Source organism: Nonomuraea sp. NPDC049309, assembly GCF_043196965.1.
GTDB classification, from domain to species: domain Bacteria; phylum Actinomycetota; class Actinomycetes; order Streptosporangiales; family Streptosporangiaceae; genus Nonomuraea; species Nonomuraea fastidiosa.
Window position 1 is genome coordinate 24,724 of sequence record NZ_JBICSH010000009.1, and the last position, 15,465, is coordinate 40,188.

A 15,465-nucleotide genomic window follows, 5' to 3' on the forward strand; every position below is an offset into this window, starting at 1 on the left:
GATGACCCCCTGGGGAGCCCTCCCCAGGGGGTCTTCACGTTCTCAGGTCGCGGCGATCAGTGCGGAGCCGTGGCCGGACAGGTCCAGCACGGCCGGCCCGGCCTGCAGCGGCCGTGCGCCGCCCCTGGGACCGCAGCACCACCCACCCCGACATCGCGATCGCCAGCACCACCATCCCCGCGGCCACCGCCGTCCTTGAGGCGGGCGCCGCGACGAAGTACGGCCCGGGCCGCGGCGGTGTGGCGGCGGGCGCGGCCAGCCGGGCCGCCGCGCGCAGCGCGAGCGCCGCGTTCGCCATCCCGTGGCCGTAGTCGGGGCTGTAGCGGTCCGCGCCGGGCCGCCGCCTGGTGCCCATCTCGATGGCCATCCGCACGTGGTACGGCGACAGGTGCGGATGCGCCGACTTGATGAGCGCGGCGATGCCCGCCACCATGGCGGCGGCCGAGCTGGTGCCGTCGCTCACCACGTACGAGTCGTCGCCGTCGGCCGTGACGATGTCGGTGCCGGGCGCGACCACCGACAGGTAGTCCTGCCGGTTGGAGAAGCGGGCCACCCTGCCGCGCCGGTCCACCGCGCCCACGGCGATCACCCCGGGGTAGGCGGCGGGGAAGTTCTTCCTGTTCGCCTCGGCGCCGTCGTTGCCCGACGAGGCCACGAGCACCGCGCCCTTGGCGATGGCGTACTGGACGGCCTCCTCCTCGGCGGCCGAGTCCTCCCAGGCGCCGCTGCCGCCGCCGAGCGACATGCTGATCACGTTCGCGCCGTGGTCGGCGGCGTATCTGATGCCTCTGGCCAGCGCGTCGCGCCAGCCCGGGCGGCTGCGGGCGCGGCGCGGGTCGCCGTTCTCCAGCGTGACCCTGATCGACAGCACCCGGGCGGCGGGCGCGACGCCGAGCACCCCGCCCCTGTGGCCCTCGCCGTGCCCGCGGCCGGCGATCAGGCCGGCCATCGCGGTGCCGTGCGGGCCCCAGCGCCGCCCGTTCCCCGAGCCGCCGGGCGCGGTCAGGTCGGGGCCCTGGACGACGGCGCCTTTCAGGTCGGGGTGGTGGGGGTTGACGCCGGTGTCCAGCACCGCGACCGTGACGCCCTCGCCCTTGGTGACCCGCCACGCCTCGGGCAGGCGCAGCGCGCCGAGCTGCCACTGCCCGGCCCTGGCGGCCGCGGCCACTTCGTCGGCGCCGTCTCCCGCGCCGGTGCCGTCTCCCGCCGTGCCGGCGAGCGCGGCGGGAGCGCTCCCAGTAAGGAGTACGGCCGCGAGCAGGCATGCGGCGATCGGCTTCACAACGGGCAACTGGAACACGTCGACCTCGGCGGGAGGGGAGGGACCTCCGGTCAGCTCGCATTCTGACACGCGAGTGCGCAACCGAAGGGACGCTTCAGTAAACAGTCCGATACGTGGAGTAGTTCCGAACTGTCTCGTATGTCGTGAAAGCAGGGAAAGTCGGACGGGAGCCGTGGCCGCCGGGTCGCGTCACCAAGGCGTCGCTCAAGCGTCCCTCAGGTGCCGCTCAGGCGTCCCCGAGGCGTCTCCGAGGCGTCTCCGAGGCGTCACCGAGAAGCAGGGGCGAGCCGGACGTGCGCGCCGGGCGGAAGCCCCAGCCGCTGGGCCGCGTCACCGCAGTTGACCGCGATCGCGATCAGCCCCGCCGAGTCCGCGAACGCCACGAGCTCGCCCGGCGGCACCGCCGCGTACGTCTCCCGGTACGGCAGCGAGAACCGCCGCCGCCCCAGCCAGACCCCCAGCCTGTCGCCCACCCGCACGCCCAGCGCCTGCAGGTCGCCCGCGCCGATCGACAGCTGCGTGTTGCCGAAGCGGTCGACGGAGACCACCTCGCCCTCCACCGAGCCGTCGCGCAGCACCGTGGTCGGCTCGGGCAGCGTGACCAGCCCGGACACCGGCACCTGCGGCCCCAGCGCGGCCGGGTCGAGCCCGGCGTACAGACGCGCGGCCACCGGCGCGAACACGTCGCGCCCCGGGAACGTCGGTGACGCCGGCCGCAGGAAGTAGGCGTCGTCGCTGATCTCGTACGCCGCCCGCGCACCGCCGCCGGCCCGTACCGCCCACGACAGCAGCCCGTTGTCGGGCCCGATGAACACCCGGCCGCCCGCCTCGATGGCCACCGCGCGCCGGGAGCCACCCGCTCCGGGATCGACCGCGCTGATGTGGATACCCTCGGGAAGGTACGGAATGGTCTGCGCCAGAACCGCCGCGCCGCGCCGCACGTCGCCCGCGGGGATCAGGTGGCAGACGTCGATCACCCTGGCCTCCGGGGCCAGCCGGGCGATCACCCCATGACAGGCCGCCACATACCCATCCTCTAACCCGTAGTCGGTGAGGAGTGTGATGACAGAGGTCACATTTGGTGACTGTACGTCTCCCAATCCATCGTGAACAGCCGCACTTCGCACATTACGATGGCGAACGGGCCGCGCGCGGGCGGCGAGATCGCCACCCGCCCCTTTCGAGGAGGACACCATGGGAGCACCGCTCAGCGGTGACAATGCTGCCCAGGAACCGTCCCGACGACCACTGACCCAACGCGATCTCGATCTCCTCGCCTTCGAGCGCCAGTGGTGGCGCTACGCGGGCGCTAAGGAGCAGGCCATCAAGGAGACGTTCGGCTTCTCCGCCACCCGCTACTACCAGCTTCTCGGCGAGTTGATCGACCGGCCTGAGGCGCTCGAACAGGACCCCATGCTGGTCAAGCGGTTGCGCAGATTACGCTCTACGCGCAGGCGTGATCGTGCGGCCAGGAGGCTCGGCATGCGTCCCTGACCCGCTGGGTACGGCAGCCGCGTGAAGAACATCCCTGCAATGGAAGCGATCGTCAGCGATCCGGCGGGCGCCGTGATCGGGCTCGACTTCGACGGCACCCTGGCGCCGATCGTGCCCGACCCGGCCCAGGCCGTGATCCATCCGAAGGCGCCCGGCGTGCTCGCGGAGCTGGGCGCCCGCGTCCGTGCGGTGGCCATCGTGACCGGCAGGCCCGCGGCCACCGCGCTGGAGCTCGGCCCCGGCCTGGCCGACGTGCCCGGCCTGGTGGTGCTCGGCCACTACGGCTTCGAACGCTGGGAGGACGGCCGCATCTCCGCGCCACCGCCGCCGCCCGGCGTGCCGCGCGCGGAGGCCGAGTTGCCGCTGCTGCTGGAGTCGCTCGGCGTGCGCGGCGTCACCATCGAGGACAAGGGGCGCGCGGTGGCCGTGCACACCCGGCGCAGCCCCGACCCCGAGGGCGCGCTGGAGGCGCTGCGCGAGCCGCTGGCCAAGCTGGCCGGCGAGCACGGCCTGGTGGTCGAGCCCGGCCGCATGGTGCTGGAGCTGCGGCCGCCCGGCATGGACAAGGGCCAGGCGCTCGGCCTGTTCCTCGCCGAGCGTGCGGCGAGGTCGGTCATGTTCGTGGGCGACGACCTCGGCGATCTCGCGGCGTTCGAGGCGGTGCGCGCCTCCGGGCTGCCCGGCGTGACCGTGTGCAGCGGCTCTGCCGAGGTGACCGCGCTCGCCGAGCGCGCCGACATCGTGGTGGACGGTCCGGACGGCGTGGTGGCGCTGCTCGAAGAGCTGGTCGCGGCGATCGGCGGCAGGTGAGCCGGACAACCGGCTCTCAGCCGCCGGTAAGCGGGACCTCGCCCGCGCGCTCGAGCTTCGCCGGGCCCGTCCGGCGGACCGGCGCGCGCCAGGTGGTGCCGACCACGGCGATGATCTCAGGCCAGGGCTTCGAGCTGAGCGGCGAGCCATTTCTGCGGCGGCAGCGCGGTCGCGGCCGCGCGCAGCCTGTCGCGGCGCATGCGCCGCTCGTCCTCCGGCATGATCAGCGCCTGGTGCAGGGCGGCGGCGGTCTCGCTGATGTCGTACGGGTTCACCACGAGCGCGTGCGGGCCCAGCTCGGCCGCCGCCCCCGCCTCCCGCGACAGCACGAGCGCGCAGCGCGGCGACAGCACGGGGCCCTCCTTGGCCACCAGGTTCATGCCGTCGCGGATGGGGTTGACCAGCAGCACGTCGGCCAGCCGGTAGGCGGCGAGCGAGCGCGGGTAGTCGTCGTCGACGTTGAGTATCAGCGGGTCCCAGTCCTCGGTGGCGTACTCGTCCTCGATCTCCTGGGCGCAGCGCTGCACCGACGCGGTGTACTCGCGGTATTCGGGCAGGTCGTGCCTGCTGGGGTAGGCGAAGGCGAGGTGCACCACGCGGCCGTGCCACTCGGGGTGGGCGGCCAGGAACTCGCGGTAGGCGATGAGCCCGCGCACGATGTTCTTCGACAGTTCGGTGCGGTCGATGCGGACGATCAGCTTGCGCTCGCCGACCTGCTCCCTGAGCGCGGCCATGTGCGACTCGACGTCGGGCTCGCAGGCCCGCTCCCACAGGGCCGCGCCGTCCACGCCCAGGCTGTGGACGCCGATGCGGGTGGTCCTGCCCGCGTAGGTGACGCTGCGGCCGACGCGGTCGGCCTCGGCGCCGAGCAGCCGTTCGCAGCAGTCCATGAACGCCTGGGCCCACCTGTCGGTGAGGAACCCGGCGTGGTCGGCGCCCAGGATGCCTTCGAGCACCTCCCTGGCGACGTCGTCGGGCAGCAGGGAGAAGTACTCGGGCGGCGCCCACGGGGTGTGGCTGAAGTGCGCGATGCGCAGGTCCGGCCGTTCGGCCCTGAGCATGGCCGGCGTCAGCGTAAGGTGGTAGTCCTGCACCATCACGCGCGCGCCGTGCCCGGCCTCCTCGGCGAGCGCCAGCGCGAAGGCGCCGTTGTAGTCGCGGTAGGACTCCCACTCGCGCTCGAAACGGGTGCCGAAGTTGGGCGAGTTGGGGATGTCGTAGAGCAGATGGTTGATGAACCACAGGGTCGAGTTGGCCACCGCGTTGTAGGCGCGGTGGAAGGTGGCGGGCGCGATGTCCAGCATGCGCATCGGCCCCGTGTCGTAGCCGGCGTGGTCCATGCGGCCGCCGCCGGCCAGGCGTACGGCGCTGCGGTCGCCGTCGGTCAGCGCGGCGCAGACCCACAGCACGCCGTCGCCCTTGGCCACGCCCGACAGCCCGGAGACGAGTCCGCCTCCGCCGCGTTTCATGGTGAGTTCGCCGTCGTCGGAGACGGTGAAGGAGACCGGCCCCCTGTTGGAGGCCAACAGCACGCTGTTCATCTAGGCTCCTTTCGATCATAGGATCCCAGCTATGGCGCTTGATGAGCTAACCGAGGAACTCGCTCGCTCAGCCGCCGCCGGAGACCATCGCGCACTCGGTGAGCTCCTGGCGCGGATAGAGCCCGATGTGATGCGGCATTGCGCCCGAATCCTGCCTTATCACCAGGATGCGGAGGAGGCCTCGCAGGATACGTTGCTGGCCGTCGCGCGCAATATCAGCCGTTTCGAGGGGCGGGCCAGGTTCAGTACGTGGCTGCACATCGTGACGGCCAACTGCGCCCGCACGACGTACCGGTCGCTCAAGCGTCGGGCGGCCGAGCAGAGCTCGGACGAGCTGCCCGTGCAGAAGCCCGACGTGCGGCGGGTCAGCGTGATCGCCGGCTCGCGCCTCGACCTCCTCGACGCCATGGAGGCGCTGGAGGCCGACAAGCCCGATCTCGCGCAGGCGCTGGTGCTGCGTGACATCGTCCAGCTCGATTACAACGAGGTGGCCGAGCAGCTCGGCATCCCGCTGGGCACCGCGAAGTCCCGGATCCATCAGGCCCGCAAATACGTGCAGAGCGTGCTGGGAGAGGACTATCGATGAGACCACCCGTCTCAAACTTTGAGACGGGTGGTAATTTCGTCCACTTCAGCGGGTAGAGTCCAATTCAACAACTTCATACAGCTCATCCAGAGGGGTGGAGGGACCGGCCCTGTGAAGCCCCGGCAACCCTCCCGGCTTTCGAGACTCGCGACCTGGCGAGGCCGACCGGGACAAGGTGCCAATTCCGGTTCGCGGTCAAGGTGGCCGCGGGCGAAGATGAGGGAAGGCCTCGCTTCATGTCGCTTGACTTTGGTCCTGCCGTCGGTCTGTCCTGCCGCGAGTGCGGCGCTCGTTACCCGCTGGGTCCCAGCTTCGCCTGTCTGGAGTGTTTCGGGCCGCTTGAGGCGGCCTACGACTTCGGCGAGGTGACCCGCGAACAGATCGAATCGGGTCCCGCCAACATCTGGCGTTACCGGGCACTGCTTCCGGTTCCGGCCGACGTGACCGAAAAGCCGAATATGAACCCCGGCTGGACGAAATTGGTCAAGGCCGGAAACCTCGGTCGAACGCTCGGAATCAAGAACCTTTACGTGAAGGACGACTCGGGCAACCCCACCCACTCGTTCAAAGACCGGGTCGTCGCCATGGCCGTGGAAGCGGCCAGGAACTTCGGATTCCACACCCTTTCCTGCTCCTCCACCGGCAACCTCGCGGGCGCCGTCACCGCCGCCGCGGCGCGTGCCGGGCTGGAGGCGTGCGTGTTCATCCCCGCGAACCTCGAGCAGGCGAAAATCGCCATGGCGCGGGTCTTCGGCGGCAAGCTCATCGGCATCGAGGGCACGTACGACGACGTCAACCGGTTCTGCTCGGAGCTGATCGGTGACCCGCTGGGCGACAAGTGGGGATTCGTCAACGTCAACCTGCGGCCCTACTACGCCGAGGGCTCCAAGACGCTCGCGTACGAGATCGCCGAGCAGCTCGGCTGGCGGTTGCCCGAGCAGATCATCGTCCCCATCGCCTCCGGCTCCCAGCTCACGAAGATCGACAAGGGTTTCCAGGAGCTCATCAAGCTGAGGCTGGTCGAGGACACGCCGTACAAGATCTTCGGCGCGCAGGCGGCCGGGTGCTCGCCGGTGTCCACCGCGTTCAAGGCGGGCCACGACGTCGTGCGGCCGGTCAAGCCCGACACCATCGCCAAGTCGCTGGCCATCGGCAACCCGGCCGACGGGCCGTACGTGCTGGACATCGCCCGGCGCACCGGCGGGGCCGTCGAGGACGTCACCGACGAGGAGATCGTGGCCGCCATCAAGCTGCTGGCCTCGACGGAGGGCGTCTTCGCCGAGACCGCCGGCGGCGTCACGGTCGGCGTGCTGAAGAAGCTCACCGAGAACGGCGTGCTCGACCCCGAGGCCCTGACCGTGGTGCTCAACACCGGTGACGGGCTCAAGACGCTCGACGCGATCAGCGACGACGCCGTGCCCACGGCCGTGATCCGGCCCTCCCTCGACGCGTTCCGCGCGACTGTCTGATCAATCAGGAAAGGCGACTTCAACCATGAGCGTTTCTGTGCGGATTCCCACCATTCTGCGCACGTACACGGGGGGCAACGCCGAGGTCAGTGGCGAGGGCGCGACTCTTCGTGACGTGCTCACCAAGCTCGACGCGGACTACCCGGGGATCGGCGCCCGAATTCTGGATGAATCGGGCAAGATTCGTCGTTTCGTCAACGTTTACGTGGGAGAAGAGGACGTCCGATTCGCCCAGGGGCTCGACACTCCGGCCCCCGACGGCGTTCAGATCTCCATCATCCCGGCCGTCGCCGGCGGCTGAGTGTCGAGGATCACATCGTGAAGGCGCCCCTTGTGGGCGCCTTCTCCTTTTGCAGGCCCAATTCAACGTTGAACGACCTTCGGAAGGAGGAAATAGGCTCTTTTCAGATTGACTCTGTTGCCAAACCCCTTGCCACAGGTATGGTCGAGGCGATCGTCCGGCTGATTTTCCGTTAAGTCGGGCGATTACAGGTCTCGCGGAGGAATGGGCGAGATCTGGTAGACCAGTAAGAGGAGTCGGAAGTGGCGCAGGGCACCGTCAAGTGGTTCAACGCGGACAAGGGCTACGGCTTCATCGCGGTAGACGGTGGTAAGGATGTATTCGTCCATTACTCGGCGATCCTGATGGACGGGTACCGATCTCTCGAGCAGGGGCAGCGCGTCGAGTTCGAGATCACGCAGGGCCAGAAGGGACCGCAGGCGGAGTCCGTCCGCACTGTCTGATCCACGACCTGGTACGCACCGGGCGGGTTCGCACGGCAGCGCAGTCCGTGCGAGCCCTCATCTCTCTTTTGTCGAATCACGTACGGTGGGCCGCCGGGCGGCTCGCCGTACCGGCGCATATAGCGCAGACCACCAAATGGCCGTTGACCTGGGAGAAAGCAGGGAGAGCAGGGGCGTTCGCTTGCACTCGGCAGGGTAGAGTGCTAAACAGTTCGTTGGCACTCTGTGCAGTAGAGTGCCAACACCGGATCGGGACGATGGGGTCTGCCGAAGGAGATGCTGACCCATGCCGTCGCGGGCGTCGGCTCGGTCCACGACAAGCCACCCTGCATCTGGGAGGTCTAGCCTTATGGCAGCCAAGATGATCGCGTTTGACGAGGACGCCCGGCGCGGTCTCGAGCGCGGTATGAACCAGCTCGCCGACGCCGTGAAGGTGACCCTGGGCCCGAAGGGCCGCAACGTCGTGCTGGAGAAGAAGTGGGGCGCCCCCACGATCACCAACGACGGTGTGTCCATCGCCAAGGAGATCGAGCTCGAGGACCCCTGGGAGAAGATCGGCGCCGAGCTGGTCAAGGAGGTCGCCAAGAAGACCGACGACGTGGCCGGTGACGGCACCACCACGGCCACCGTGCTCGCCCAGGCGCTGGTGCGCGAGGGTCTGCGTAACGTCGCCGCCGGGGCCAACCCGATGGCCCTGAAGAAGGGCATCGAGGCCGCCGTCGAGCGCGTCAGCGAGGAGCTCTCCAAGCTGGCCAAGGACGTGGAGACCAAGGAGCAGATCGCTTCGACCGCCTCCATCTCCGCCGCCGACCCCGAGATCGGCGCGCTCATCGCCGAGGCGATGGACAAGGTCGGCAAGGAAGGCGTCATCACCGTCGAGGAGAGCAACACCTTCGGCCTGGAGCTCGAGCTCACCGAGGGTATGCGCTTCGACAAGGGCATGACCTCGATGTACTTCGTGACCGACTCCGACCGCATGGAGGCCGTTCTCGAAGACCCCTACATCCTGATCGTCAACAGCAAGGTCTCCGCCAACAAGGACCTGCTGCCGCTGCTCGACAAGGTCGTCCAGTCCGGCAAGCCGCTGCTGATCATCGCCGAGGACATCGAGGGCGAGGCCCTGGCCACCCTGGTCGTCAACAAGATCCGCGGCCTGTTCCGCTCCGTCGCCGTCAAGGCTCCGGGCTTCGGTGACCGCCGCAAGGCGATGCTCAACGACATCGCGATCCTGACCGGCGGCCAGGTCATCGCCGAGGAGGTCGGTCTCAAGCTCGAGAACGCCACCCTCGACCTGCTCGGCCGCGCCCGCAAGGTCGTCGTGACCAAGGACGAGACCACGATCGTCGACGGCGCCGGTGACGCCGAGCAGATCGCCGGCCGGGTCAACGAGATCCGCGCCGAGATCGAGCGCACCGACTCCGACTACGACCGCGAGAAGCTCCAGGAGCGCCTGGCCAAGCTGGCCGGCGGTGTCGCCGTCATCAAGGCCGGTGCCGCCACCGAGGTCGAGCTCAAGGAGCGCAAGCACCGCATCGAGGACGCCGTCCGCAACGCGAAGGCGGCCGTCGAGGAGGGCATCGTCCCCGGCGGTGGCGTGGCGCTGCTGCAGGCCGGCGCCAAGGCCTTCGACAAGCTGGAGCTCAACGGCGACGAGGCCACCGGTGCCGCCATCGTCAAGAAGGCGCTGGAGGAGCCGCTCAAGCAGATCGCGGTCAACGCCGGCCTCGAGGGCGGCGTCGTGGTCGAGCGCGTCCGCAACCTCACCCCGGGTGAGGGCCTCAACGCCGCGACCGGCGAGTACGTCAACATGTTCGAGTCCGGCATCATCGACCCGGCCAAGGTGACGCGCTCCGCGCTGCAGAACGCCGCCTCCATCGCGGCGCTGTTCCTGACCACCGAGGCCGTCATCGCCGAGAAGCCGGAGAAGGCTCCGGCCGGCGCCGGCGCGGGCATGCCCGGCGGCGGCGACATGGACTTCTGAGTCTTCATTCGTCGCGCAGACGAAGGGCGGTCCGGAATTTTCCGGGCCGCTCTTTTTCTTGTGGACCGGCCATTACGTTTCATCATTGATCCGCTACGCCCGGTGAGGAAAGGTGGGTGGCCACGACTTTCCACCGAGTACGAACACGAAGGAGCAGCGGATGTTCTCCCGCAGCAAGCGCATTTTCGGTATCGCGGCCCTCGCGCTGGCCGCCGTCGGCATCGCGGCCGCGCCCGCGCACGCCGACGACGACGAGCTGACGGGCTTCAACCTGCTGCGCGACCTGCGTCACCCCCTCTGCCTGCCGAGCGCCGGGGTCACCGGCATCCCGATCGTGGACTCGCTGCTGCCGGAGGTCATCGCCTGCGGGCGGGCGATCGAGGTGCGCTGACGCCGACGTGACGAGCGCCCCGCCGGTGCGTGCCGGCGGGGGCGCTCGTGTGCGCCCGGTGAACCGCGTGCCGGAATGCGCCCGCCGGAAAAGGAGCGTGAAAAAGGGCCTGCCGGAAAAGGACCGGCAGGCCCGTCGAAAAGGTCCCCTGAGCGGGCTGATCAGACGCCGAAAGTGGCGACGATGAAGCCGCGGGCCAGCAGGTTGGCGTTGATGTTGAAGCCGACCACGGCGGGGCTGGCGTCGCTGTCCACACCCAGCTTCTCGACGCTCAGCGCGTGGACGGTGAACACGTAGCGGTGCGGGTCGCCGGGGGGCGGGGCGGCGCCGCCGTACGCCTTGATGCCGTAGTCGGAGCGGGCGTGCACGGCGCCCTCGGGCAGGCCCTTGAAGTCGGGGGCCGTGCCGGCGCCCGTGGGCAGCTCGGTCACCGAGGCGGGCAGGTCGAACAGCACCCAGTGCCAGAAGCCGCTGCCGGTGGGCGCGTCGGGGTCGAAGCAGGTGACGGCGTAGCTGCGGGTGCCGTCGGGAGCACCCGACCAGCGCAGGTGCGGCGACTGGTTGCCGCCCGTCATGCCCCAGTCGTTGAAGACGTGGAGGTCGGGCAGGCGTGCGCCGTCCTGGATGTCGTCGCTCTCGACCGCGAGCGCGGGGACCGGTGGCAGGAATTCATGGGGAAGCGGTGCGGGCACGGCATCCTCCTTGGGTGAGAGCTAGGTGCTTGCTCAGCCATCCTAGAAGTGGCCGTGCCCGCGCAGCTCACACCTGAAGCTCGGCGGGCAGCGGCTTGTCGTGCAGGACGGTCAGCGAGGTGACCGCACGGGTCAGCACGACGTACAGGCGGGCCAGGCCCCTGGGCTCGGCGGCCACGATGTCGGCCGGCTCGACGACGATGACGTGGTCGTACTCGAGACCCTTGGCCAGCGTGGCGGGCACGACGAGCAGGCGCTGCTCCTCGGTGGAGTCGGGGCCGAGCACGCCGTGCGGCAGGCCGGACAGCGCCTGCGAGACGCTCTCCACCAGGGCGTCGGGGGCGATGACGGCGATCGAGCCCTCCTTGGCGAGCGCCCGCTCGGCTGCCTCGGCGACCGAGCCGCCCGGCAGCACGGTGAGCGAGCCGGCGCCGGGGCGCAGCGAGCGCGGCGCGGCGAGGCCGGGGGCGATGGACGGCAGCAGCCGGGCCGCGTAGTCGAGCACCTCGCGCGGCACGCGGAAGCCGAGCGTCAGCTCCGTCACCTCGCCGTCGCGCTGGCCGAGGTGTTCGAGCACGGTCTCCCACGAGGTGGTGGACCACGGGGTGGTGCCCTGGGCGAGGTCGCCGAGCACGGTGGCCGAGCCGTTGCGGCAGCGCCGGCCGAGCGCTCTGAGCTGCATCTCCGACAGGTCCTGCGCCTCGTCCACGACCAGGTGGCCGAGCGAGGGCGTGCGTTCCATGAGGTCGTTCAGCTCGTCGAGGAGGGCCGCGTCCGCCGCCGACCACTTCGCCGACTTCCAGCTCCGGTACGGCTTGCGCCAGATGAGCAGCTCCTGCTCCTCGGCGGTCAGGTCGGACTTGGCGGCCGTGGCGAGGAACTCGGGGTCGGACAGCAGGCGGTAGAGCACCTGCTCGGCCGTCAGCTTGGGCCAGACGGCGTCCACGAGCTGCTTGACCGGCTTCGACCTGGCAACGGCGTCCTGGACACGGTCGTCGGGCGACTCGCCGCGCTGCTCCATGCGGACGAGCACCATGTGGGCCAGGCGCTGGGCGAGCGCGGCACGGCCCGGGTTGTAGCGGGTGGTGCCGCGCAGGGAGGCGACGATCTCGCGTACCTCGTAGTCGGCCACCCGGTAGCGGTAGGCGCCCTTGGTGTAGACGAGGCCGTCCTCCGGCTTGGTGATGTGCAGCCAGAGCGCGCGCTCCAGGACGGCGGCCATCCTGGCGTCGCCCTTGATGGCGGCGACCTCGGAGGCCTCGGGCGCGGCGTGGTCGCCGAGCAGCCCGGCCACCGTGGTCTGGTCGACCTTGACCTCGCCGAGCGCGGGCAGCACGGAGGAGATGTAGGACAGGAAGGCCTTGTTGGGGCCGACGATCATGACGCCCGACCTGGCCAGCCGCTCGCGATGGGTGAACAGCAGGTAGGCGGCGCGGTGCAGGCCGACGGCGGTCTTCCCGGTGCCCGGCGCGCCCTGCACGCAGACGGTCTTGGCGAGCTCGGAGCGGACGATCTCGTCCTGATCGGGCTGGATGGTGGCGACGATGTCGCGCATCGGGCCGGTGCGGGGGCGCTCGATCTCCTCGGTGAGGATCTTCGACGGACCGATCTCGCCGCCCTCGGCCAGCGGCTCGTCCTCGTACGCGGTGAGCTCCCCGCCCTGGTAGCCGAAGCGGCGCCGCAGGACGACGCCCATCGGGTCGGCCGGGCTCGCCTGGTAGAAGGCGCGGGACACCGGCGCCCGCCAGTCGATCACCAGGGGTTTGCTGTTGGCGTCGTGGACATGGCGGCGGCCGACGTAGATGGTGCCGGGCAGCTCGTCGCTCTCGGCGCGGTCGAGACGGCCGAAGAACAGCGGGGTGTCGGGGTGGTCGGCCAGCGCCGCCACCCGCTGGTCGAGCAGGGATTGCAGGATCTGCTGCGAGACCCAGTCGCCGGCGGCGTCGGCGGACAGGGACTCGGCGTGCTTGCGCATGGCCGTCAGCGCGGCTCTGGACTCCGCCAGGTGCCGCTGCTCGGCCGCGAGTACGTCGGATGGGTCGTCCGAGTCGGTGCCGGTCTCGCGGCGTATGTCAGGGGCCATCTGGTGTCCGGGCATGCGAAAAGCGCCTCCCTGGAGTAAGTGAACGGAGGTGGTCAAGGCAGCGAATCCGCCAGTTTAGTACCGAGTCCGGCGGCCCTCCAAAGCATTTCCTCGCGGGCGACCGGGTAGGCATAGGAGGTGCTCCGGCTCCGTGTCTCACCGATCGTGCCCACGATCGCGAGCTTCCTGCTCGCGGCGCTGTGGGCCGCCTCGGTGTTCGCCGGTTGGGGGCTTCAGGCGTTCTGCGCCGGTGATGAGAGCCCATCGACGTGCGCCCGGCGGCTTGATACCGTCTCCACGGTGTCGGCGCTGTTCGCCGCGCTGGCAGCCTGCTGCACGGCGGCCGCCTGGCTGTTCCCGTGGTCCAGGGCCGATTCGCGCACGTTCGCGCGCCTCATGGGCGCGGGGGCGCTGGCCTGGGTCGTGGCCGAGGGCGTGTTGTTCCTCGGGGGACTGCTGGCGCGCTGAGCCGGGCTGAAAGGTGCGACAGCCGTCAACCTGGAAATACCGAAAAAACCGGGCATATCAGGTGCGTTTGTCGGATCATGGGGGTATGTCGCAGGCGGCGTGATAGTACGCAGGTGAGGGGGGTGGTTCGAATGTCGTCGGCCCGCGGAGTCTCGTGGACGTGACACCACGGTGAATGCTCGGCCGCTCGGGTGAGAGCGGCCGGGCATCGCGACCGAGCCTCACACCCCGCCGAGCACGTCGTCGGCGTCGATGATCTGGTAGGCGTATCCCTGCTCGGCCAGGAACCGCTGCCGGTGCGCCGCGAACTCCTGATCGACGGTGTCCCTGCTGACCACCGTGTAGAACCGCGCGCCGCCGCCGTCGGCCTTCGGCCGCAGCACCCGCCCGAGCCGCTGCGCCTCCTCCTGGCGGGAGCCGAACGTGCCCGACACCTGGATCGCGACGGTCGCTTCCGGCAGGTCGATGGAGAAGTTGGCCACCTTCGACACCACCAGCACCTGGATCTCCTTGTCGCGGAACGCCTGATACAGCCGCTCGCGCTCCTTGACCCTGGTGTCACCCTTGATCACCGGCGCGTTGAGGTGCTCGCCCAGCTCGTCGAGCTGATCGATGTACTGGCCGATGACCAGCACCTGCTCGCCCAGGTGCCGCCGCACCAGCGCCTCCGTGACGCGCGTCTTCGACGGCGTGGTGGCGCAGAAGCGGTAGCGCTCCTCGGCCTCGGCCATCGCGTACGCCAGCCGCTCGTCGTCGGTCAGCGTCACCCGCACCTCGACGCAGTCGGCGGGGGCGATCCAGCCCTGGTTCTCCATCTCCTTCCAGGGCGCGTCGTAGCGCTTGGGGCCGATCAGCGAGAACACGTCGCCCTCGCGGCCGTCCTCGCGCACCAGCGTCGCGGTCAGGCCGATGCGCCTGCGGGCCTGGAGGTCGGCGGTCATCCGGAAGATCGGCGCGGGCAGCAGGTGCACCTCGTCGTAGACGATCAGGCCCCAGTCGCGGGCGTCGAACAGCTCGAGATGGCTGTAGACGCCTTTGCGCCTCGTGGTCATCACCTGGTACGTGGCGATCGTGACCGGGCGGATCTCCTTCTTGGTGCCGGAGTACTCGCCGATCTCGTCCTCGGTCAGCGACGTGCGCTTGAGCAGCTCGGTCTTCCACTGGTGAGCCGAGACCGTGTTCGTGACGAGGATGAGCGTGGTCGCCTGGGCGTGGGCCATGGCCGCCGCGCCGACGATCGTCTTGCCCGCGCCGCACGGCAGCACGATCACGCCCGAGCCGCCGTTCCAGAACGCGTCGGCCGCCTCGCGCTGGTAGGGGCGCAGCGCCCAGCCGTCCTCGCGCAGCTTGATCGGGTGGGCCTCGCCGTCGACGTAACCGGCCAGGTCCTCGGCCGGCCAGCCCAGCTTGAGCAGCGCCTGCTTGACGTTGCCGCGGTCGCTCGGATGGACGATGACCGAGTCGTCGCCCACGCGCTCGCCCAGCATCGGCTGGATCTTCTTCGAGCGCAGCACCTCTTCGAGCACGGCCTTGTCGGTGGAGGTGAGGATCAGGCCGTGTACGGGGTGCTTCTCCAGGCGCAGCCGCCCGTAGCGGGCCATCGTCTCGGCGATGTCCACGAGCAGCGCGTGGGGCACCGGGTAGCGGCTGTAGGTGATCAGCGCGTCGATGACCTGCTCGGCGTCGTGGCCCGCGGCTCGGGCGTTCCACAGCGCCAGCGGCGTGACGCGGTAGGTGTGGACGTGTTCTGGAGCGCGCTCGAGCTCGGCGAACGGCGCGATCGCCTTACGGCAGGCGTCGGCCTGCTCGTGGTCGACCTCGAGCAGCAGCGTCTTGTCCGACTGGACGATCAGCGGTCCATCGCTCACTGGCTTGTCTCCGTGGGGTTGCGGACGGGGCTCTGACGCATCGGGACCATCGTCTC

Annotated in this window: 15 protein-coding genes and 1 riboswitch; of the genes, 9 read left to right on the top strand and 6 right to left on the bottom strand. The window is 69.9% G+C overall.

All coding sequences use genetic code 11. The annotated features are described in order from the left end of the window. Positions 1-34 precede the first annotated feature (34 nt). Positions 35-1,282, bottom strand: coding sequence for a S8 family serine peptidase (locus tag ACGFIM_RS37160; protein WP_393211279.1), 1,248 nt, complete (start codon positions 1,280-1,282; stop codon positions 35-37). 266 nt (positions 1,283-1,548) lie between these two features. Next, positions 1,549-2,358, bottom strand: coding sequence for an S-adenosyl-l-methionine hydroxide adenosyltransferase family protein (locus ACGFIM_RS37165; protein ID WP_393210826.1), 810 nt, complete (start codon positions 2,356-2,358; stop codon positions 1,549-1,551). 118 nt (positions 2,359-2,476) lie between these two features. Between ACGFIM_RS37165 and ACGFIM_RS37170 the strand changes: the two genes are divergently transcribed. Together ACGFIM_RS37170 and otsB are read left to right on the top strand one after the other, a co-directional pair. Next, on the top strand, positions 2,477-2,776 hold the full coding sequence (locus ACGFIM_RS37170) for a DUF3263 domain-containing protein (protein WP_393210829.1): 300 nt from the start codon (positions 2,477-2,479) through the stop codon (positions 2,774-2,776). A gap of 39 nt (positions 2,777-2,815) precedes the next feature. Then, positions 2,816-3,586: a trehalose-phosphatase gene (otsB, locus tag ACGFIM_RS37175; protein ID WP_393210832.1), complete on the top strand. Its 771-nt coding sequence runs from the start codon at positions 2,816-2,818 to the stop codon at positions 3,584-3,586. 116 nt (positions 3,587-3,702) lie between these two features. Here the strand turns inward: otsB and ACGFIM_RS37180 are convergent, their stop codons facing one another. Continuing rightward, positions 3,703-5,127, bottom strand: coding sequence for a trehalose-6-phosphate synthase (locus ACGFIM_RS37180; protein WP_393210835.1), 1,425 nt, complete (start codon positions 5,125-5,127; stop codon positions 3,703-3,705). A gap of 31 nt (positions 5,128-5,158) precedes the next feature. On the opposite strand from ACGFIM_RS37180, the gene ACGFIM_RS37185 reads away from it, so the two are divergent. The 6 genes from ACGFIM_RS37185 to ACGFIM_RS37210 all read left to right on the top strand — a co-directional run bounded on the left by ACGFIM_RS37185 (position 5,159) and on the right by ACGFIM_RS37210 (position 10,298). Further along, positions 5,159-5,713, top strand: coding sequence for an RNA polymerase sigma factor (locus ACGFIM_RS37185; RefSeq protein WP_364068323.1), 555 nt, complete (start codon positions 5,159-5,161; stop codon positions 5,711-5,713). A 79-nt stretch (positions 5,714-5,792) separates the two neighbouring features. Further along, positions 5,793-5,936, top strand: a riboswitch (SAM riboswitch). 13 nt (positions 5,937-5,949) lie between these two features. After that, complete coding sequence (gene thrC, locus ACGFIM_RS37190; RefSeq protein WP_393210840.1) at positions 5,950-7,182, top strand: threonine synthase; 1,233 nt, start codon at positions 5,950-5,952, stop codon at positions 7,180-7,182. Between the two features lie 25 nt (positions 7,183-7,207). Next, positions 7,208-7,483 (top strand): MoaD/ThiS family protein, encoded by a 276-nt coding sequence (locus ACGFIM_RS37195; protein ID WP_364068319.1) that lies wholly within the window; start codon positions 7,208-7,210, stop codon positions 7,481-7,483. A gap of 242 nt (positions 7,484-7,725) precedes the next feature. After that, entirely contained in the window at positions 7,726-7,926 is a 201-nt protein-coding gene (locus ACGFIM_RS37200) for a cold-shock protein (RefSeq protein WP_043633553.1), read from the top strand. A 349-nt stretch (positions 7,927-8,275) separates the two neighbouring features. Next, positions 8,276-9,907, top strand: a complete 1,632-nt coding sequence (groL, locus tag ACGFIM_RS37205; protein WP_393210844.1) for a chaperonin GroEL — start codon at positions 8,276-8,278, stop codon at positions 9,905-9,907. 160 nt (positions 9,908-10,067) lie between these two features. Beyond that, positions 10,068-10,298 (top strand): hypothetical protein, encoded by a 231-nt coding sequence (locus ACGFIM_RS37210; protein WP_393210847.1) that lies wholly within the window; start codon positions 10,068-10,070, stop codon positions 10,296-10,298. 161 nt (positions 10,299-10,459) lie between these two features. Here ACGFIM_RS37210 and ACGFIM_RS37215 read toward each other — a convergent pair whose 3' ends face one another. After that, positions 10,460-10,990, bottom strand: coding sequence for a YbhB/YbcL family Raf kinase inhibitor-like protein (locus ACGFIM_RS37215; RefSeq protein WP_393210850.1), 531 nt, complete (start codon positions 10,988-10,990; stop codon positions 10,460-10,462). Between the two features lie 67 nt (positions 10,991-11,057). After that, positions 11,058-13,088 carry a HelD family protein gene (locus tag ACGFIM_RS37220; protein ID WP_393210853.1) on the bottom strand — a complete coding sequence of 677 codons (2,031 nt, stop codon included), beginning with the start codon at positions 13,086-13,088 and terminating at the stop codon, positions 11,058-11,060. 123 nt (positions 13,089-13,211) lie between these two features. On the opposite strand from ACGFIM_RS37220, the gene ACGFIM_RS37225 reads away from it, so the two are divergent. Beyond that, positions 13,212-13,541, top strand: coding sequence for a hypothetical protein (locus ACGFIM_RS37225; RefSeq protein WP_393210856.1), 330 nt, complete (start codon positions 13,212-13,214; stop codon positions 13,539-13,541). Between the two features lie 221 nt (positions 13,542-13,762). Here the strand turns inward: ACGFIM_RS37225 and ACGFIM_RS37230 are convergent, their stop codons facing one another. Beyond that, positions 13,763-15,409: a DNA repair helicase XPB gene (locus ACGFIM_RS37230; RefSeq protein WP_393210859.1), complete on the bottom strand. Its 1,647-nt coding sequence runs from the start codon at positions 15,407-15,409 to the stop codon at positions 13,763-13,765. Positions 15,410-15,465 lie beyond the last annotated feature (56 nt).